Annotated in this window: 12 protein-coding genes and 1 tRNA gene; 2 read left to right on the forward strand and 11 right to left on the reverse strand. The window is 36.1% G+C overall.

Annotation, left to right across the window (positions count from 1 at the left end):
* Window positions 1–272 precede the first annotated feature (272 nt).
* Window positions 273–1544 carry a phosphoribosylamine--glycine ligase gene (purD, locus tag OZD68_RS00630; RefSeq protein WP_182309280.1) on the reverse strand — a complete coding sequence of 424 codons (1272 nt, stop codon included), beginning with the start codon at window positions 1542–1544 and terminating at the stop codon, window positions 273–275.
* Between the two features lie 34 nt (window positions 1545–1578).
* Window positions 1579–2856 carry a serine--tRNA ligase gene (serS, locus tag OZD68_RS00635; RefSeq protein WP_182309295.1) on the reverse strand — a complete coding sequence of 426 codons (1278 nt, stop codon included), beginning with the start codon at window positions 2854–2856 and terminating at the stop codon, window positions 1579–1581.
* Window positions 2857–2959: 103 nt separating this feature from the next.
* Between serS and OZD68_RS00640 the strand changes: the two genes are divergently transcribed.
* Complete coding sequence (locus tag OZD68_RS00640) at window positions 2960–4105, forward strand: Ulp1 family isopeptidase (RefSeq protein ID WP_182309279.1); 1146 nt, start codon at window positions 2960–2962, stop codon at window positions 4103–4105.
* A gap of 25 nt (window positions 4106–4130) precedes the next feature.
* Entirely contained in the window at window positions 4131–5093 is a 963-nt protein-coding gene (gene dusB / locus OZD68_RS00645) for a tRNA dihydrouridine synthase DusB (protein WP_182309278.1), read from the forward strand.
* Between the two features lie 6 nt (window positions 5094–5099).
* On the opposite strand, the gene OZD68_RS00650 is transcribed toward dusB, so the two are convergent.
* The 9 genes from OZD68_RS00650 to tuf form a co-directional block, all read right to left on the reverse strand.
* Window positions 5100–13613, reverse strand: coding sequence for a DNA-directed RNA polymerase subunit beta/beta' (locus tag OZD68_RS00650; protein ID WP_182309277.1), 8514 nt, complete (start codon window positions 13611–13613; stop codon window positions 5100–5102).
* A 58-nt stretch (window positions 13614–13671) separates the two neighbouring features.
* Window positions 13672–14073: a 50S ribosomal protein L7/L12 gene (gene rplL / locus OZD68_RS00655; RefSeq protein ID WP_182309276.1), complete on the reverse strand. Its 402-nt coding sequence runs from the start codon at window positions 14071–14073 to the stop codon at window positions 13672–13674.
* A gap of 26 nt (window positions 14074–14099) precedes the next feature.
* The gene (rplJ, locus tag OZD68_RS00660) at window positions 14100–14618 is read right to left on the reverse strand and encodes a 50S ribosomal protein L10 (RefSeq protein ID WP_182309275.1); all 519 of its coding nucleotides are present in this window, start codon (window positions 14616–14618) and stop codon (window positions 14100–14102) included.
* 12 nt (window positions 14619–14630) lie between these two features.
* The gene (gene rplA, locus OZD68_RS00665) at window positions 14631–15284 is read right to left on the reverse strand and encodes a 50S ribosomal protein L1 (RefSeq protein WP_182309274.1); all 654 of its coding nucleotides are present in this window, start codon (window positions 15282–15284) and stop codon (window positions 14631–14633) included.
* A gap of 4 nt (window positions 15285–15288) precedes the next feature.
* Complete coding sequence (locus OZD68_RS00670) at window positions 15289–15729, reverse strand: 50S ribosomal protein L11 (protein WP_006279541.1); 441 nt, start codon at window positions 15727–15729, stop codon at window positions 15289–15291.
* A gap of 2 nt (window positions 15730–15731) precedes the next feature.
* Window positions 15732–16568 (reverse strand): transcription termination/antitermination protein NusG, encoded by an 837-nt coding sequence (gene nusG, locus OZD68_RS00675; RefSeq protein ID WP_182309294.1) that lies wholly within the window; start codon window positions 16566–16568, stop codon window positions 15732–15734.
* Window positions 16558–16758, reverse strand: coding sequence for a preprotein translocase subunit SecE (secE, locus tag OZD68_RS00680; RefSeq protein ID WP_220468110.1), 201 nt, complete (start codon window positions 16756–16758; stop codon window positions 16558–16560). Before secE ends, nusG begins: the two co-directional genes overlap by 11 nt.
* A 19-nt stretch (window positions 16759–16777) precedes the next feature.
* Window positions 16778–16850, reverse strand: a tRNA-Trp gene (locus OZD68_RS00685).
* Between the two features lie 13 nt (window positions 16851–16863).
* Window positions 16864–18036: an elongation factor Tu gene (gene tuf, locus OZD68_RS00690; RefSeq protein ID WP_010962309.1), complete on the reverse strand. Its 1173-nt coding sequence runs from the start codon at window positions 18034–18036 to the stop codon at window positions 16864–16866.
* Window positions 18037–18040 lie beyond the last annotated feature (4 nt).

Raw genomic sequence — 18040 nt, forward strand, 5'->3', positions numbered from 1 at the left:
GGCATTTTTTGATGTCTTGTAACGCTTTATAAGCGCGTTCAGCTTATTTAGATAAAAATCTAGATGTAGACGAGGTTTTGTAAAGACACACAGTATCTATATACTGCAAAAAATTGAACATAAGACGCCGATACATTAAGTAATCCTTACCCTTTAATCTGCAGATTGGCGAAAGCAAATACAATAGCTTCAGTTTCATGATAAGGGGGCTGGCGGAGTTTGTCAAGGAAGTTTTTCGTTTCTGTGAACCACCTGCTAACCGACAGCTAACATTAACTACCGATATCGTATCTGAAGAAGCCCCCTGGCCATTCTAAAAAATTTAATGCTGAGTACACCTTACTTTTGGCTTCCTCTATAGTGCTCCCTTCTGCTACTATATTTAGCACTCTTCCGCCATCGGAAACTAAGTTACCACTTTCATCGAATTTAGTACCAGCATGAAACACCAACACACCAGGAATGCTTTCAATCTTATCTAATCCTTTAATTACTTCTCCCTTTTGATAATCACCCGGATAGCCTTTACTTGCAACAACTACACAAACTGTAGATTTGTTGTTAAGTTCCACCATTTTGACATTTAACTTTCCTTCTGCAACTGACAACATCAATTTTAACAAATCGCAATTTGAATCAAATCTAGGTAATATGGATTGCGTTTCTGGATCACCGAATCTAACGTTATACTCGAGAAGTTTTGGGCTATCTTTGCAAATCATTAAACCAGCAAAGAGTACTCCTTTATAAGACGTACCCATGTTAACCAATGCTTGAGCTGTAGGGTATATTATTTTTTGGATAATTTTTTGCTCCATGTCCTTACTTATAATTGAAGGTGATGAGTACGACCCCATACCTCCAGTATTTTGGCTTTCATTACTTTCATCAACTCTCTTATAATCTTTTGCACACCCAAGAGTTACTACTTTCAACCCATCAATAAGAGCAAAAAAACTTACTTCTTCTCCAACTAAAAACTCTTCTATGATTATTTCTTCACCTGATTCACCAAATTTTTTCTCCACTAGCATTGAATTTATTGCTGAAAAAGCTTCGCTTTCTGTATTACATATAACCACCCCTTTTCCTGCTGCAATTCCATTTGCTTTCACTACAAGTGGAAACTTTATTTTATTGCTACGTACAAAATCTTTAGCTAACCCTTCATCAACAAAACACTCGTACTTGGCAGTTGGTATACCATATCGTTTACATAGTCCCTTGGTGAAAGACTTCGATCCCTCAAGTTTTGCAGTTGCTTGACTTGGAGCAAAAACATTTATTCCCTCTGCAACTAAATCATCAGCAAGCCCATCAATTATTGGTTGTTCTGGACCAATAACAACCAACTCTATATTTTCTCTCTTGCAAAATTGTGTAACATCCACTGAATTTTGAATATTTACATCCACAAGAGCACCAAGATCTTTCATAGCTTGGCGACCAGGATTTACATATAACTCAGTCAAGATAGGAGATTTTTTTAGAGCCCAAAGTAGAGCGTGCTCACGCCCACCAGAACCTATAACCAGAACCTTCATCTTTGTTTCCTCGCTTTTCTATATGTCAAAATTATTATTTGCTTATAACAGTATCATTACTCATGTATTTTTGCAACACGTTTGGTATTGCAATCGACCCGTCAGAATTTTGATAATTCTCCATTATGGCAATAATCGTTCTTCCTATAGCTAAAGCTGAGCCGTTTAAAGTGTGAACATATTTTTTTATCTTTTTATCAGTTTCTGAAGAGTATTTAGCGTTCATCCTTCTTGCTTGAAATGCACCACAATTTGAGCAGCTTGATATTTCTCTATATTTATTTTGCCCAGGTAACCATACCTCTATGTCATAAGTCCTTTGTGCAGCAAAACCCATATCGCCACTGCAAAGCAGCATTACTCTGTATGGCAATTCTAATTTTTTTAATATCTCTTCAGCAACACTCGTCATACCCTCAAGCTCATCATTTGATTGGTCTTCAGTTGTGATGCTTACCAACTCCACTTTACCAAATTGGTGTTGCCTTATCATGCCCCTGGTATCGCGACCTGCACTACCTGCTTCTTTACGAAAGCACTCCGAATATGCAGTAAAGCGAATAGGCAGTTCTTTTTCTTCCATTATTTTGTCAGCAACTAAATTTGTTAAAAACACTTCACTTGTGGGAATCAACCTCAATTCGTCGGTAGTTAAATACGAATCGTCAGAAAATTTCGGTAGCTGACCAACATTATACATAGCCTCGTTTTTCACCAAAGTCGGGTGGTACACCTCAGTATAGCCAAATTCATTAACATGCATTTCAAGCATAAAATTTATTAGCGCTCGTCCAAGCTTAGCTAACTGTCCTTTTAATATCGTAAATCTTGATCCGGAAATTCTCGCCGCTTGTTCGAAGTCCATTAAACCTAATTTTTCTCCGAGTTCATAATGAGATTCTGGTACAAAATCAAAATGTCTTTTTCCTCCATATCTTCTCACCTCTAAATTAGAGTTCTCATCTGCGCCTATTGGCACATCTTGCGCAGGAATATTCGGCAAGTTAGATAAAACATTCACTAACTTATCCTTTTCTGCTTGTTCTTTTAAGCTGATTGCCTCTATCTCATTTGTGATGCTTTTTGACAACTCTATTTGCTCTTCACAGGGGCTCTTGCTCATTTTAAGCTTTTTTATTTCCTCTGTGATTTCATTGCGCTGCCTATTCAAATCCTGCAGTTTAGTGGTTAATGATCTTTTCTCGTGATCGATTTCTAATATCTCTTCCGCAGTAGATTCTCTAATTCCCATGCTTTTCATTGCCTTTTCAAATCCTTCAGGGTTTTTGCGTATATATTCTATATCGTGCATATATTGTGCTATTACTAACATTGTTACTGTACTCCAAAAGCTCTTAATATTCAATATATTCTCATACTACTAAAATTATTATAGTTGATTTTTTTGTTAGAATTTGTTAAAATTAATTAACTTAGCGTTCATAGGATGTGGTATGTTGGGCATCACAGGAAAATGTAATCAATTAAAAAAGAGCACTTACTTTGCTGATTGGAAATTCGTTATCTACGCTACTTGTGTATTCCTAGCAGCCACATTCGCTGCTGGCTGTTTAGGGGCGGTAATAGGATCCCCTCTATTGACCTTTCCACTTGCTATGCTCATCTCTAACCACGTAGTTTGGGTTTTAATGGGAATAATTCTTACAGTAGCATACAAAATGGTTGTTGAACCTTTATTTTACTTAGCGAAGAACTATATTAATGGAAAAAGAGCAAGTCAAGGTGAGCAAAAAACTCAAGATGGAGATAGTGGTATTGTACCAGGAAGTGAACCCAATTCAAGGAACAGTAGTCGTAGAAGCTCTTTGGATAGTGGTTTGGGTGGTAAAGAGTTTCACGAAGATTTGGACACTCTTGTGCATCAGACAAACAGAAAAAACTATAGTTACTGGTTAGATGATAATGACATTACACATATTGCAAGAGTTGTATATGGGTACTCACAAAGTGAATATAGTAATAATAATGTCTATTTTCTTGCCCCTAGCTATTCTAATGGTTGGGACGAACTCACAAAAGAATTTCTTCAGAATTATAGAGGTGAATTCAAACAAAATTCTAAATTGATATTTACTTCGGTTCTTCATATTAACAATAATCATTGGGTAACTTTGGTTATTAAACCTGATGCAGGTGATAAAAAATTTAGAGCTTATTACTGTGACTCATTTGGTAATCAATTGCCAGATAATGTGCTAAATATTGTTAAAAGAGAACTGCAAAAAGAGGAATGGGTATTAGACATAAGAATTTCCCCAACTAAGCAGCAAAGTGACGGGTATAACTGTGGAATATTTGCGTTAGAAAATGCTCATAAAATTACACAAATGCTTAACGAAGACAAATCATTTGACGAAATTGACAAAAAGTTATCAGAATATAAATTTGATTTGAATGAGAAAAGAGAAGAATTTACAAGAGCGCTTATGGAAGATGAGAAATGTAAGGAAGATCTAAGAAATCGTAAGCATCCGCCAAGGACGAAAACATCTCAGTCTTCTATTTCAAGGGAGAATGCAAGTTTGTGTTGCATTATGTAATCAATGAAAAATTACCATTGACCTTATGCCCCTCCAAATAGGAAATTTGACAATTGATTCTCCAGTTATTTTAGCTCCAATGTCTGGAGTGACTGATTATCCGTTTAGAAGTATTGTGAAGAAACTTGGTGCAAGTTTGTTAGTTTCAGAGATGATTGCAAGCAGAGCTATGATTATGCAAACTCGCCAGAGTTTGCAAAAAGCAAAAGTCGATACATTAACTGCTGTTCAGCTTGCTGGATGCGAACCGAATGTTATGGCAGAAGCTGCAAAATTGAATGAGGATATGGGAGCAAAAATTATAGACATAAACTTTGGTTGCCCTGTTAAAAAAGTTGTAAACGGTTATGCAGGATCAGCGCTAATGCGTGATGAGAAAAAAGCCGCTGAGATAATTGAAGCTGTGGTCAAAGCAGTGAATATGCCAGTTACGGTGAAAATGCGCACTGGATGGAACGATGAAAATCGCAATGCCACGAGACTTGCGAAAATTGCCGAAGACTTAGGAGCAAAAATGATCACTGTGCATGGAAGAACAAGAGCGCAGCTTTATAATGGTCAAGCAGATTGGAAATTCGTTAGAAATGTTAAAGAGCAAGTGAAAATTCCAGTTATAGTAAATGGCGATATTAAAAATTTAAATGATATTCAGAATGCTCTCAAAGAATCTGGAGCAGACGGAGTGATGATAGGTCGTGGTGCCTACGGTAAACCTTGGCTGATTAATCAAGCAATGAACTTTCTCAGTGGAAGTGAAACTTCTGAGCCAACAGCTTCAGAGAGATTAAGCATCATACTCGAGCATTACGACAATATTCTTGAGTACTATGGAAATGACACAGGAATAAAGATGGCCCGCAAACACATAGGTTGGTACAGTAGCGGGCTTCAAGGCTCGTCTGAATTTCGTGTGAGAGTAAATAACATGACAGATAGCACAGAAGTGAAAGAAAATATTATTGGCTTTTTTGGTCAAGAGACACACTAGCTGTACTCAATTCGACTGATCGTATGCCACTACGCTCTCTTCCTCACCAGAGTGTAAATGACAACCATTATCCATCAACCATTCCTCGTCATAAGTTTCAATATCAAAATATTTTTCATATTTATCCACATTATCACAAAGTGAAAGTGCTCTGATCTTATTCATAATCAAACCTGTACCAGCAGGAATTAATCTTCCTACTATAACATTTTCTTTTAATCCACTTAAAGGATCACTCTTCCCGCAGAATGCTGCTTCTGTAAGTACTTTTGTTGTCTCTTGGAAAGAGGCAGCAGAAATAAAGGAGCTAGTTTCAAGACTTGCCCTAGTAATCCCCTGCAGAATAGGAAGATAATGAGTAGGCCGTTTGCCAGAGTTACTCATAGCATCATTTTCCCTATCAACTTCCAGCTTGTCAATGCTTTCGCCAACCAAGTACATAGTATCACCAGGATCAGTAATTTCCACTTTTTGTAGCATTTGTTTTAAGATCACCTCTAAATGCTTATTGTCTATACGAACACCCTGCAATCTATAAACTTGCTGTATTTCAGAAATCATATAGTGCGCTAAAGCTTCTAACCCAAGCACACGTAAAATATCATGGAGATCATGGTCACCATCCATCAATAGATCACCTTTACGTACAAAATCACCTTCATTGACTATCACATGCTTACTTCTTGATACCAAATATTCAACTGGAGAAATTTGTTCATCTACAGGTTTAATTAATATACTGCGTTTTCCTCTACGGTCTTTTTCAGAAAACGCTACATAGCCATCTATCTCACTAACAATAGCATGCTCTTTAGGACGACGTGCTTCAAATAACTCTATAACCCTCGGTAAACCACCAGTAATATCACGAGTTTTAACTGACTCTCTTGGTGTTCTTGTAATAACATCACATGCATGAACCTTCTGGCCATCTTGTACATTGAGCACTGCACCGATTGGTATAAAATAACATGCTTCAACGCCACTTGCGAGTGTCATTACTTTACCATTATCGTCAAGCAGCACAATACGAGGACGTAAATTAGCTCCACCAGAATGCAATTTCCAGTCTTTTACTACTTTGCTTGATATTCCTGTAGATTCATCCATCACTTCAGTGATCGAAATTCCATCTTTTAAGTCCTGATAAGACACCGTACCAGTCTTCTCCGTGATAATAGGCAATGTATAAGGATCCCATTCCGCAACTTTATCGCCAATTTTTACTGACCCACTCTCATCTACATAAAGCTTAGCGCCGTAAGGTACACTGTGCTTCAACTTCTCACTACCAAGGCTATCAATCAACACGACTTCACAGGAACGGCTTATCACAATTTTATTTCCGTTTCTATCTATAATTATATTACTATTGTTTAACTTTATTTTAGCATTAATAGAAGCTATAATATTCGAGGATTCAACGCCTCTAGTCATTACTCCACCTATATGAAAAGTACGCATCGTTAACTGAGTACCTGGCTCTCCAACAGATTGAGCAGCTATAACACCAACTGCTTCACCTATTGAAACAATTTTACCAGTTGCAAGGTCTCTTCCATAACATAAAGAACATACACCAGGACTTATTTCACAAGTTAAAGGCGATCTAATTTTTACAACATCAAGACCTGCAATGCTGATTTGCTTTACTTTATCCTCATCAATTAATTCCCCTGCTTTTACTAATAATTCTTTTGTCACTTGGTTATATATATCATTTGCAGCTGTTCTACCCAGCACAACACTCTCTAGAGATGCAACTATAGTACTTCCTTCAACTGTAGCTCTCACAACAAGACCATTTTTTGTTTTACAGTCATGCTTTGTAACTATGCAATTTTGAGATACATCAACTAAACGACGAGTTAAGTATCCAGAGTTTGCAGTTTTAAGTGCAGTGTCAGCTAAACCTTTACGCGCACCGTGAGTAGAATTAAAGTATTCAAATACGTTCAATCCTTCACGGAAATTAGAAATTATAGGTGTTTCTATAATCTCACCAGAAGGTTTGGTCATGAGCCCTCGCATTCCTGCTAGCTGTTTCATCTGTGAAGTAGAACCCCTTGCACCAGAGTTAACCATCATATACACTGAGTTGTACTTACTATTTCCATCATATATAGATATTGCTTTTAACATATCATTAGCTATCATATCCGTACACTTAGACCATTCATCTATAACCTTGTTATACCTCTCACTTCTAGTTATTAGCCCATCTTGATATTGCATAGAGAATTTCTTAATTTCACCACTCGCGTGATCAACATGTGTAGCTTTAGTTTCAGGTATAACCATATCACAACGGCCAAAAGAGACACCAGAAAATGTGGCATACTCAAAGCCAAGTACCATTAATTTATCAGAAAATGCCACTGTAGCACTTTGACCACAGTTACGATATACCAAATCAACTATACCAGTTATTTCCTTGACTGTTAATATCTGATTTATTAGATCGAAGCCTAGATTCTCATGCTTAGGAAAAATTTGCCATAATATTAAACGGCCAGGAGTTGTACAAACAGTTTTATAGTGAGTTTCACCGCTGCTATTAATATACTCCATCCTATACTTTATACTAGAATGAATATGTAAAGTACCATCACTCAAGGAATGCTCAACTTCACAAAAAGCACCAAAAGATGGTAAATTATCTTCCTTAGGTTCTTGTAAAGTCAGATAATATATACCAAGTACTATATCTTTACTAGGAACTATAATCGGTCTGCCATTAGAAGGACTTAAAACGTTATTAGTGGACATCATCAACACCCTAGCTTCAAGCTGAGCTTCCAATGAAATTGGCACATGCACTGCCATTTGATCACCATCAAAATCAGCATTAAACGCCGTACAGACAAGCGGATGAAGCTGTATTGCTTTGCCTTCAATAAGGATTGGCTCAAAAGCCTGAATACCAAGTCTATGTAGCGTAGGCGCTCTATTCAACAAAACAGGATGCTCTTTTATTACCTCTTCAAGCATATCCCAAACTTCTGGTTTTTCTGCTCTTATCAACTTACTAGCAAACTTAATAGTTGGAGCCATACCATACATCTTAAGCTTTGAGTAAACAAAAGGTTTGAATAGTTCAAGAGCCATTCTTTTTGGTAATCCACACTGATTTAGTTTCAAAGTTGGACCAACAACTATTACAGAACGTCCAGAGTAGTCTACCCTTTTTCCTAAGAGGTTCTGGCGAAAACGACCCTGTTTTCCTTTTAACATATCACTAATGGACTTTTTATATCCAACAGCACCAGCTTTATTTACCAAAGTATTACGACGACTATTATCAAAAAGAGAATCAACTGCTTCTTGTAACATCCTTTTTTCATTACGAATCATAATCTCAGGAGGATTTAAGCTCAACAATTTCCTCAACCTGTTATTTCTATTAATAATAGTCCTATAATGATGATTCAGATCAGAAACTGCAGGACGACCACTCTCAAGCGATACCAAAGGACGCAAATCAGGTGGTAAAATAGGTATAGTTGTAAGTATCATCCACTCAGGCCTATTTCCAGATTTAATGAAGTTTTCAACAATACGCAATCTCTTTATAATTTTCTTTCTTCTTATCTCAGAAGCAACAGATTCTAATTCTAGTCTTAAATCCTTCCTAATTTCATGTAAATCAAGGCGCGTTAGCAACTCTCTTATAGCTTCAACACCTTGCATAGCTACAAAACTATCGATCCCATAGCTATCTTTAGCTTCATTATAAGCTTTTTCACTAATAATCTCACCTTTTTCAAAAGGCGAAACAAGAGGATCTATTACGATATAATTATCGCTATATAAAATATTCTCAATATCTCTGAGAGACATATCCAATAATGCTCCAATTCTTGAAGGAAGCGATTTCAAAAACCATATATGAGCAACAGGAGATGCAAGCTCTATATGACCCATCCTTTCTCTTCTTACTTTAGAAGATGTAACTTCTACTCCGCATTTTTCGCATATGCGACCTCTGTGTCTTCTTTTTTTGTATTTTCCACATAAACATTCATCGTCATTGACAGGGCCAAAAACCTTAGGGCAAAATAATCCACCTTTCTCAACTTTGAACGTACGATAATTTGCAGTTGAAACATCTTCTATCTCACCACAAGATATACGCTTAATACTTTCAGGGCTAGCAATCGATATGCTAACCTCATTAAAAGGTTGTGCAATGTTAGTGTGAGATATATCTTCAATCACTACATCATTTTGCTTTAAATCTACATTTAAACATAAAGAACGTAGTTCTTTTATCATCACATTAAAGGATTCAGGAATTCCACATTCAAAATTACTGTCACCTTTTATTATCGATTCATAAATCTTAACTCTACCATTAATATCATCAGACTTCACAGTTAACATTTCCTGCAAAGTATAAGCAGCACCATAGGCTTGTAATGCCCAACATTCCATTTCACCAAAACGCTGACCACCAAAATGAGATTTTCCTCCAAGAGGTTGTTGAGTAACCAAACTATAAGGCCCTACTGAACGCGCATGAATTTTACCATCAACCAAGTGGTGCAACTTAAGCATGTACATGTAACCAACTGTAACCTTGCGGTCGAATTTTTCACCACTGCAACCGTCATATAATACAGCTTGTCCAGAGTTATCTAAACCAGCAAGTTCAAATAATTTTGCTATTTGTTCATCTTTTGGACCCTCAAATACAGGTGCAGCAACAGGAACGCCATCACGTAATTTGCCTGCAAATTCAATGAGATTATTATCACTAATATTACGAATATCATTACAGATAGATACGTTACTGCCATAGCTATAAACCTCAATCAGGAAGTTACGTAAATTGCTGTATGAACTTTTACAAGAGTTCAAATAGTTCTCTACTAACTCATTCAACTCGTCATTTAGTGCATTCTTATTAGGTGTATTTAAAACAGAAGCCGTTATTTCATCATCATCAATATTTTCAATTTTTTTATTATCAAGGTATGCTACTGCAAATTGTGTAAAATTATCATCGTTAAGGGACCTAATTCCCTTGCAAAAAGCACTTTTGATCTTATTGATCTCATCGAGAATATTACTTACCTTTTCCCCTAATTTTCTACAAGCCCAACCTACATGCGTTTCCAGTATTTGCCCTACATTCATTCGTGAAGGAACACCAAGAGGGTTAAGAATAATATCAACAGGAGTACCATCTTCCAAATAAGGCATATCTTCCACTGGCACAACTCGAGAAATCACACCTTTATTTCCATGTCTACCAGCCATTTTATCCCCTGGTTGCAGACTATGTTTCACAGCAATGAAAACTTTTACTGACATCGACACACCTTGAGGCAGGTCATAACCTTCATGTAATTTTTCTACTTTTCGCTTAAACTGTGCTATTGCATGTGATACTTTTTCATCAAAATCTTTTTTTAAGCTCTTAACTTGCTCAGAAATGGATTGGTTTTTTAAGCCTATACCCCACCATTGCTCACGTTCAATAGAGTCAAATTTTTCTCGATCTTGAGAACCAGAATTAATAAGAAGTTTCTTCAGTTCATCATAGAAATATTCACTAGTAACATTGATTATATAATCTCGCTCTTCCTCAAAGTCATTTATCTCTTTTTGTTTGATGAGTAATGCCCTTTCATTTTCTTCAACCCCCCTGCGTGTAAAGACTTGTACATCAATTACTGTCCCTTCAACATCTGGAGATGTATATAAAGAGGAATCCGCACAATCGAATGACTTTTCACCAAAAATTGTCATTAATAACTTCGTTTCAGGAGGCAATGAAAGAGAAGGTTTAGGTGTAACTTTACCTACCAGAATATAGCCTGGACCAACTCTTGTACCAATTTTCACTATACCACTATCATCCAAGTGATATAGATTTTCTTCATTAACACCAGGTATAGCACGAGTTATTTTTTCTGATCCTAAAGGGGTATCATGTACAACACAGTCAAATTCTTCTATATGAATAGAAGTAAAGAGATCTTTTTTAACAACTTCACTAGAAATAATAATAGAGTCTTCAAAATTATAACCTTGCCAAGACATAAAAGCGACTAGCAAATTTTTACCAAGCGCCAACTCACCACTGTTAATTGCAGGACCATCAGCTATTACATCACCCTTTTTAACATAATCACCTACGCACACTAGCGGTCTTTGATTAATACAAGTATTATGGTTAGAACGCTGAAATTTCCTTAGATGATAAATATCTACGTCCAAGTAGTTAACCCTTTCTTTATCAAAAGCACGTATAACTATAGAGTTACTATCAGAACTATCAACTATGCCATCGCGTTTTGCTAAAACTACAGCACCAGAGCCAGAAGCTACAAAAGACTCCATACCAGTAGCAACCAGAGGAGCGGTAGGCTTCAATAAAGGTACGGCCTGACGTTGCATATTTGAGCCCATTAATGCTCTATTAGCATCATCATTTTCTAAAAATGGAATCAAGGAAGCTGCAACTGATATTACCTGCTTAGGAGATACGTCAATGTAACTAACCTGGTCGCTACTTACCATGACGAAGCTACCAGCATATCTACAGTATAGCATGTCATCAACAAAGCAATTATTTTCATCAAGCTTTACGCTAGTGTCAGCTATATGATGTGAGCCTTCGTCTATAGCAGAAAGATACTCAATTTGATCAGTAACAACCCTATTGACTACTTTTCTATAAGGGCTTTCAATGAAACCATATTTATTAATACGCGCGTATATAGCTAAGCTGTTGATTAACCCTATATTTTGCCCTTCAGGAGTCTCAATAGGGCAAATTCTTCCATAATGGGTTGGATGAACATCACGCACCTCAAATCCTGCCCGTTCTCTTGTTAAACCGCCAGGACCTAACGCGGATAACCTTCTTTTATGTGTTATTTCAGATAACGGATTAGTCTGATCCATAAATTGAGATAATTGAGAAGAATTGAAGAAATCTCTTAAGACATTAGTTAACACTTTTGGATTAATAAAATCAGATGGAGAAACTTTATCTAAACTAGAAGTGGACATAGAATCAACTATTGCGCGTTCCAATTTCAACAACCCGGTTCTAAATTGATTTTCTATAAACTCTCCAACTGATCTTACTCTTCTGTTTCCTAAATGATCAATATCATCTACAGATCCTTGACCGTCACGTAACAATACTATTTTTTTCACAATTTCAATAATATCTTCATGCGTTAAAACAGTTAAATCCTCATCATAATTTAATCCAAGGTAAGAGTTAAGCTTCAACCTACCAATGTTAGACAAATCATAATATTCCGGACTGAAGAAAAGATTACGGAAAAACTCTTCTACTATCTCTAAAACAGGAACTTCACCAGGACGCAAAACTCTATATATTTCATATAGTGCATCCTGATAAGACATGTTTTCATCTAAGAAAAGCGTATTTAATATATAAGGTCCAACAAACAAATTATCTATGTTCAACACTGATATTTCATCTACAGATAATAACTCAAGCTTCTTTATGCATTCCAGCTTTATAGATTCACCAGCAGATAAAATTTTCGTAGAGCTAGCACTATCCATTAAATCTTCTGCGAGGAATAAACCACATATAGAACTAAAAGGAACCAGATACTCTTTCAATTCATTATCATATAGCTTTTTAGCTAGTCTTGAGGTAATACAAACGTTAGCTTTAAGCAGCACATTACCTTCAATATCCATTAAGTCGAAAGGCAGCCTCACTCCTTTAAATTTATCAGGAACAAAAGGCACTTTCCAACCATCTTTATGTTTTACATACCTTATTTTCTCATAAAATCTCTCGAGTATATCATTATTTGATAGACCCAACGCCTTTAATAAAACTGAAATTGGCAATTTTCTTTTTCTATCAACACGAAAATACAAATGGTCTTTAACATCAAATTCAATATCAAGCCAAGAACCCCTATAAGGAATAATTCTAGCAGAATAGATCAATTTACCAGAATTGTAAGTTTTTCCCTTATCGCTATCAAAAAATACACCAGGAGACCTATGCATTTGTGAGACGATAACTTTTTCCACACCATTAATGATGAAAGTGCCCTTATCAGTCATCATAGGCAACCCACAAAAGTGGACTTTCTGCTCTTCTATAGATTTTACAACGGTTGCAAGTTTAGAATGATCTCCACTCTCTTTAATCGATTTATATTCATCAAGAGAAATACCATCCTGCATAACAACAAGACGTATAGAAGCAATAACCTGAGCAGAAAAAGTTACACCACGCTTTATACACTCAGATTCATCATACTTAGGATCATCTACCCTACAACTTATAAACTCAATAGTAGCCCTACGCAAAGGATCATTTATTGGAAAGATTGTATGAAAGATAACTTCAAGTCTTTCATTACCATTATTCTTAGGAGTAAAAGAATCATATGATTCTTTTTGAACCTTAACCAAATCCAATAAAGAATCTTTTAAATCAATCGACCTAGAATAAGAAACTCTAGGAACAAAAGCACCAGAAGCGTACATATAAGAAGAATCAACCATTAAAATACCCCAAACTAACTAAAAGAGCTATATCAATATAAAATTAATACATTAAATATTATTCAAGCTCCACTTTAGTTGCTCCTGCTTCAATAAGTTTTTGCTTGATTTTTTCTGCTTCGTTTTTAGGAACATTAGCAGTCAAATCTTTAGGTAAAGATTCAACCAACTCTTTTGCTTCTTTTAAACCCAATGTAGAATTAACCTCTCTCACAGCTTTAATAACTCCTATTTTTTTACTCGCATCAATTTCTTTAATCACAACTTTATACTCAGCTTTTTCTTGAGCAGCAGGAGCAGCAGCATTATCACCAATAGGCGCCCCAGCACGAACAGCTCCACCAAGAAAAGAACCAGCAGGCAACCCTATTTTCTCTTCTAAAACTTTTACAAGTTCAGAAGCCTCTAATAGGTTTAAAGATAATATTTTATCAACCAAATCACTTGTTACATTACTCATAATTACCACCTTACTTAACAACAAATTTATTTTTTAGAACTATAATAATCCAAAACTCTCATAAGCCTCATAGAAGATGAATTGATAGACAACGCTAACCGAGCAGGAATATCATAAGATATTAAACGCATAATTTTAACACGCAATTCATCCAGAGAAGGCAACTTAGCCAGTTTATTAACATCTTCCACTGTTAACAATTCATTTAAATGAGCTGCGCAAATCACAGACATTTTTTCTTTGTTAGCATTAGTAAAATCAACTATTAATTTTGCAGCTTTTACTACGCCACTAGAGTATATAATAGCAACAGGACCGGAAAATTTGCCTGATAAATAAGAGAATTTACCAGTCCTTTCCAAAGCCAAGCGCGCTAGAGTGTTTTTAACTACTAATACCCCACCTGCTATAGACTTCAGACTATTCCTCAGAGTTAATGAATCATTAGCATTTATAGATTTAAAATTTACTAATATCAAGAAATCATTATTTACAAATACGTTTATTGTGCTCTGTATAAATTCATCCTTATCTTTACGCTTCACGGTATCACTCCCTTAAATTATATCTTCCACTTTGCCTATCTTATAAGCTTTACCCATAGTTGAATTTAAAAAAACACCCTTAAAGTAAATTCCTCTCGCAGAAATAGGTTTATTATCTTTAATTACTTTAAGAAAGGCTTTTAAATTTTCTAGCAAGTCATCAATATCAAATTTAATATTTCCTAATTTACCATGAATAACACCATTTTTATCTGTTCTAAATTTTACCTGACCAGACTTAATGGTTTTAATGGCTTCTGCAATGTTAGAAGTCACAGTACCAAATTTAGGGTTAGGCATCAGCCCTTTAGCACCCAATACTTTTGCAATAGGAGTGATTTTTGCCACAAAATCAGGAGTAGTAATGCACCAATCAACATCTAACTTTCTACCTTTTTTTATTTCTTCAACTAAATCCTCTCCTCCTGCAATATCAGCACCAGCTTTTTCAGCTTCTAATAAATGTTTATCTTGAGCGAAAACAGCTACTTTAATATTCTTCCCGATACCTTTAGGCAAAACTACTGTACCACGCACCTGCTCTTCAGATTTACGTGAATCTACGCCTAAATTGACCGCAATATCAACTGATTCATTAAATTTTGCTGAAGCAGACTCAACAATCTTCTTCAAACACTGCTTAGGATTATCATTATATGTATTCATTTACCTAACCTTCAACAACTTCTATACCCATAGATTTTGCAGTGCCTACAACCATTTTCACTGCTGAATCTTCATTATCCACTTTCATATCAACCATCTTGCACTTTGCTACTTTAATTATAGCAGACATAGGTAATTTAGCCACTAATTCTTTACCAGGATTACCAGAACTTTTACTTAATTTAGCCTCCTGCTTAAGTAAATAAGCCACAGGCGGACCGCTGACAGTAAAATCATGAGAGCGATCATCCTTTATGGAAATTCGCACTGTTACTAAATCGCCTACTTTATAATTAGCGTTAGCAGCACTAGTAACTTTATTAAAAGCTTCACAAAACTTAGGAACAGGTATACCACGTGGACCAAGTACTGAAGCAATTTTCGGTCCTGGAACTGCTTTCCCAGCTTCCATAAGTAAGTTAATCTTAGCAACTATAACACTCATAATTAATCCTCTATTTTCTCTACTTGAGCCAGATCAAGCTCTATTATTGTCGGCTTACCTAAAATCCATACTTCCACATTAATAATTTTTTTCTCATCGTTTACCATATTTACCTTACCAGTAAAATTTTGAAAAAGACCATCATTAATTTTCACTTTTTCACCTTTTTCATAACCATAACCTAACTTCTTTGTCTCTTGAGCATTATAAAGTGCATTACACATTGAGTGAATCTCATCATCCAAAATCACCTTTGGAATATTACCGTTTTTCAAAAATCCATAAACCTTAAGAGATTTTGGTATATTATTGATAAAATTCAATACTTCATCGCATAAATTCACGTATAAAAAGACATAACCAGGAAAGCATTTCCTTCGTGTAGCAATTTTCTTAGATTTCAACTCCACTTCACTTAGCTCTTCATATGGAATAAAAACTTCCTTAAAGTAATCATTAACACCCAATCTCATAGAATTTTCCAATATATGTTGGCGCACTTTCTCTTCACAATTGGAAGCAACTCTCAAGATATACCATTTATATCTATTAAATTCCTTACACTTTAAACTTATCTCATCATCTGAAATCATCTCAAAATCACCAGATTCGCCACTGCAGAATCCAGGCGTTTGATTCAAAATATTTTTGCTTTCATCACACAGATGCATATATACATACACTTCACATAATTCTTTTATATCAGACTTTGAATTACATACCGTTTGATAAGGAATAAACACTTCCTTAAAATAAACAGCATTACTTACCAGTTCGCGTATGTTTTGCTCATATCCATAATCAACTTTAATGATATACCATTTATATTCACATTCCATAAATAATTCCAAATAAAGCCTTAATTACGTAAAGAGACATAAAATCCACAAAACAGAAGAAAATCGAAAAGCATAATATAACAATCATTACAACAAATAGAGATGACAACACCTCCTGTTTCTTTACCCAAGCAACTCTTCGTATTTCTTGCTTTATATCACAGAAAAAACCACACAAACTTTTTAACATTTCCACCACAACATTAATGCAGGAGCGATAGGAATTGAACCTACAACCTCTGGTTTTGGAGACCAGCGCTCTACCAATTGAGCTACACTCCTATAACTCAAACTCTCACTCCAAAATTTCAGAAACAACACCAGAACCAACAGTTCTACCGCCTTCTCTTATCGCAAAACGCAACCCCTTATCCATTGCTATCGGTACTTGCAATTCTACTTCTACACTCACATTATCTCCTGGCATTACCATCTCCTTCCCATCTAGCAATTTTATGCTCCCAGTTACATCCGTTGTCCTTAAATAAAACTGTGGCTGGTAATTCGCAAAAAATGGTGTATGCCTTCCTCCTTCCTCTTTCTTTAATATATAAACCTCCGCCTTAAATTTTCTATGCGGCGTTATCGTCCCAGGTTTTGCCAATACTTGCCCTCTCTCCACTTCTTCTCTTTTTGTTCCTCTTAACAATATTCCTACATTGAGTCCTGCACTTCCCTTATCCAGCAACTTCTTAAACATTTCTACACCTGTGCATATCGTCTTTTGCGTCGCTTTCAGACCTATTATCTCTATCTCTTCTCCCGTCTTTATCTCTCCCTTCTCTATTCTTCCTGTTACCACTGTTCCTCGCCCCGATATCGAAAATACATCTTCGATTGGCAATAAAAATGGTAAATCCACAGGCCTTGGTGGAACCGCTACATATTCATCTAACTTTTCCATCAATTTGTCTATTGATTTCTTTCCATATTCGCTGCTGTCATCCTCCAGCGCCTTGAGCGCTGAACCAACCACCACAGGCACTTCATCCCCTGGAAATCCGTATTTACTCAGTAATTCCCTCACTTCCATTTCTACTAAATCTATCATATCAGCATCAGCAACATCAGCTTTATTTATATACACCACGATATATCCAACACCTACCTGCTTCGCCAGCAATATATGCTCTCTCGTTTGTGGCATTGGCCCATCAACCCCCGACACTACCAATATCGCCGCATCCATCTGTGCTGCACCTACTATCATGTTCTTTACATAGTCAGCGTGTCCAGGACAATCAACGTGTGCATAATGCCTTTTCTCTGTCTGATACTCAACATGCGCTGTTGCTATCGTTATCCCCCTCTTCCTTTCTTCTGGCGCTTTGTCTATCTGATCGTACGCTACAAAATTTCCATAATGCTTCGTTATCGCCGCTGTTAACGTCGTCTTCCCATGATCCACATGTCCTATTGTTCCCACATTTACATGCGGCTTTCCAAATGCTTCCACTACTGCTGTCATAATT

Source organism: Wolbachia endosymbiont of Drosophila bicornuta (assembly GCF_028982105.1).
In the GTDB taxonomy this organism is placed as follows: domain Bacteria; phylum Pseudomonadota; class Alphaproteobacteria; order Rickettsiales; family Anaplasmataceae; genus Wolbachia; species Wolbachia pipientis.

Coding starts and splice junctions, on each gene's coding strand:
- purD (WP_182309280.1), bottom strand. CDS start 1,544: ATGAAGGTTCTGGTTATAGGTTCTGGTGGGCGTGAGCACGCTCTACTT.
- nusG (WP_182309294.1), bottom strand. CDS start 16,568: ATGGAATGTGAATATAAATGGTATATCATTAAAGTTGATTATGGATAT.
- rplA (WP_182309274.1), bottom strand. CDS start 15,284: ATGAATACATATAATGATAATCCTAAGCAGTGTTTGAAGAAGATTGTT.
- dusB (WP_182309278.1), top strand. CDS start 4,131: ATGCCCCTCCAAATAGGAAATTTGACAATTGATTCTCCAGTTATTTTA.
- secE (WP_220468110.1), bottom strand. CDS start 16,758: ATGTTAAAAAGTTTGTGTGGTTTTTTCTGTGATATAAAGCAAGAAATA.
- OZD68_RS00670 (WP_006279541.1), bottom strand. CDS start 15,729: ATGAGTGTTATAGTTGCTAAGATTAACTTACTTATGGAAGCTGGGAAA.
- OZD68_RS00650 (WP_182309277.1), bottom strand. CDS start 13,613: ATGGTTGATTCTTCTTATATGTACGCTTCTGGTGCTTTTGTTCCTAGA.
- serS (WP_182309295.1), bottom strand. CDS start 2,856: ATGCACGATATAGAATATATACGCAAAAACCCTGAAGGATTTGAAAAG.
- tuf (WP_010962309.1), bottom strand. CDS start 18,036: ATGACAGCAGTAGTGGAAGCATTTGGAAAGCCGCATGTAAATGTGGGA.
- rplL (WP_182309276.1), bottom strand. CDS start 14,073: ATGAGTAATGTAACAAGTGATTTGGTTGATAAAATATTATCTTTAAAC.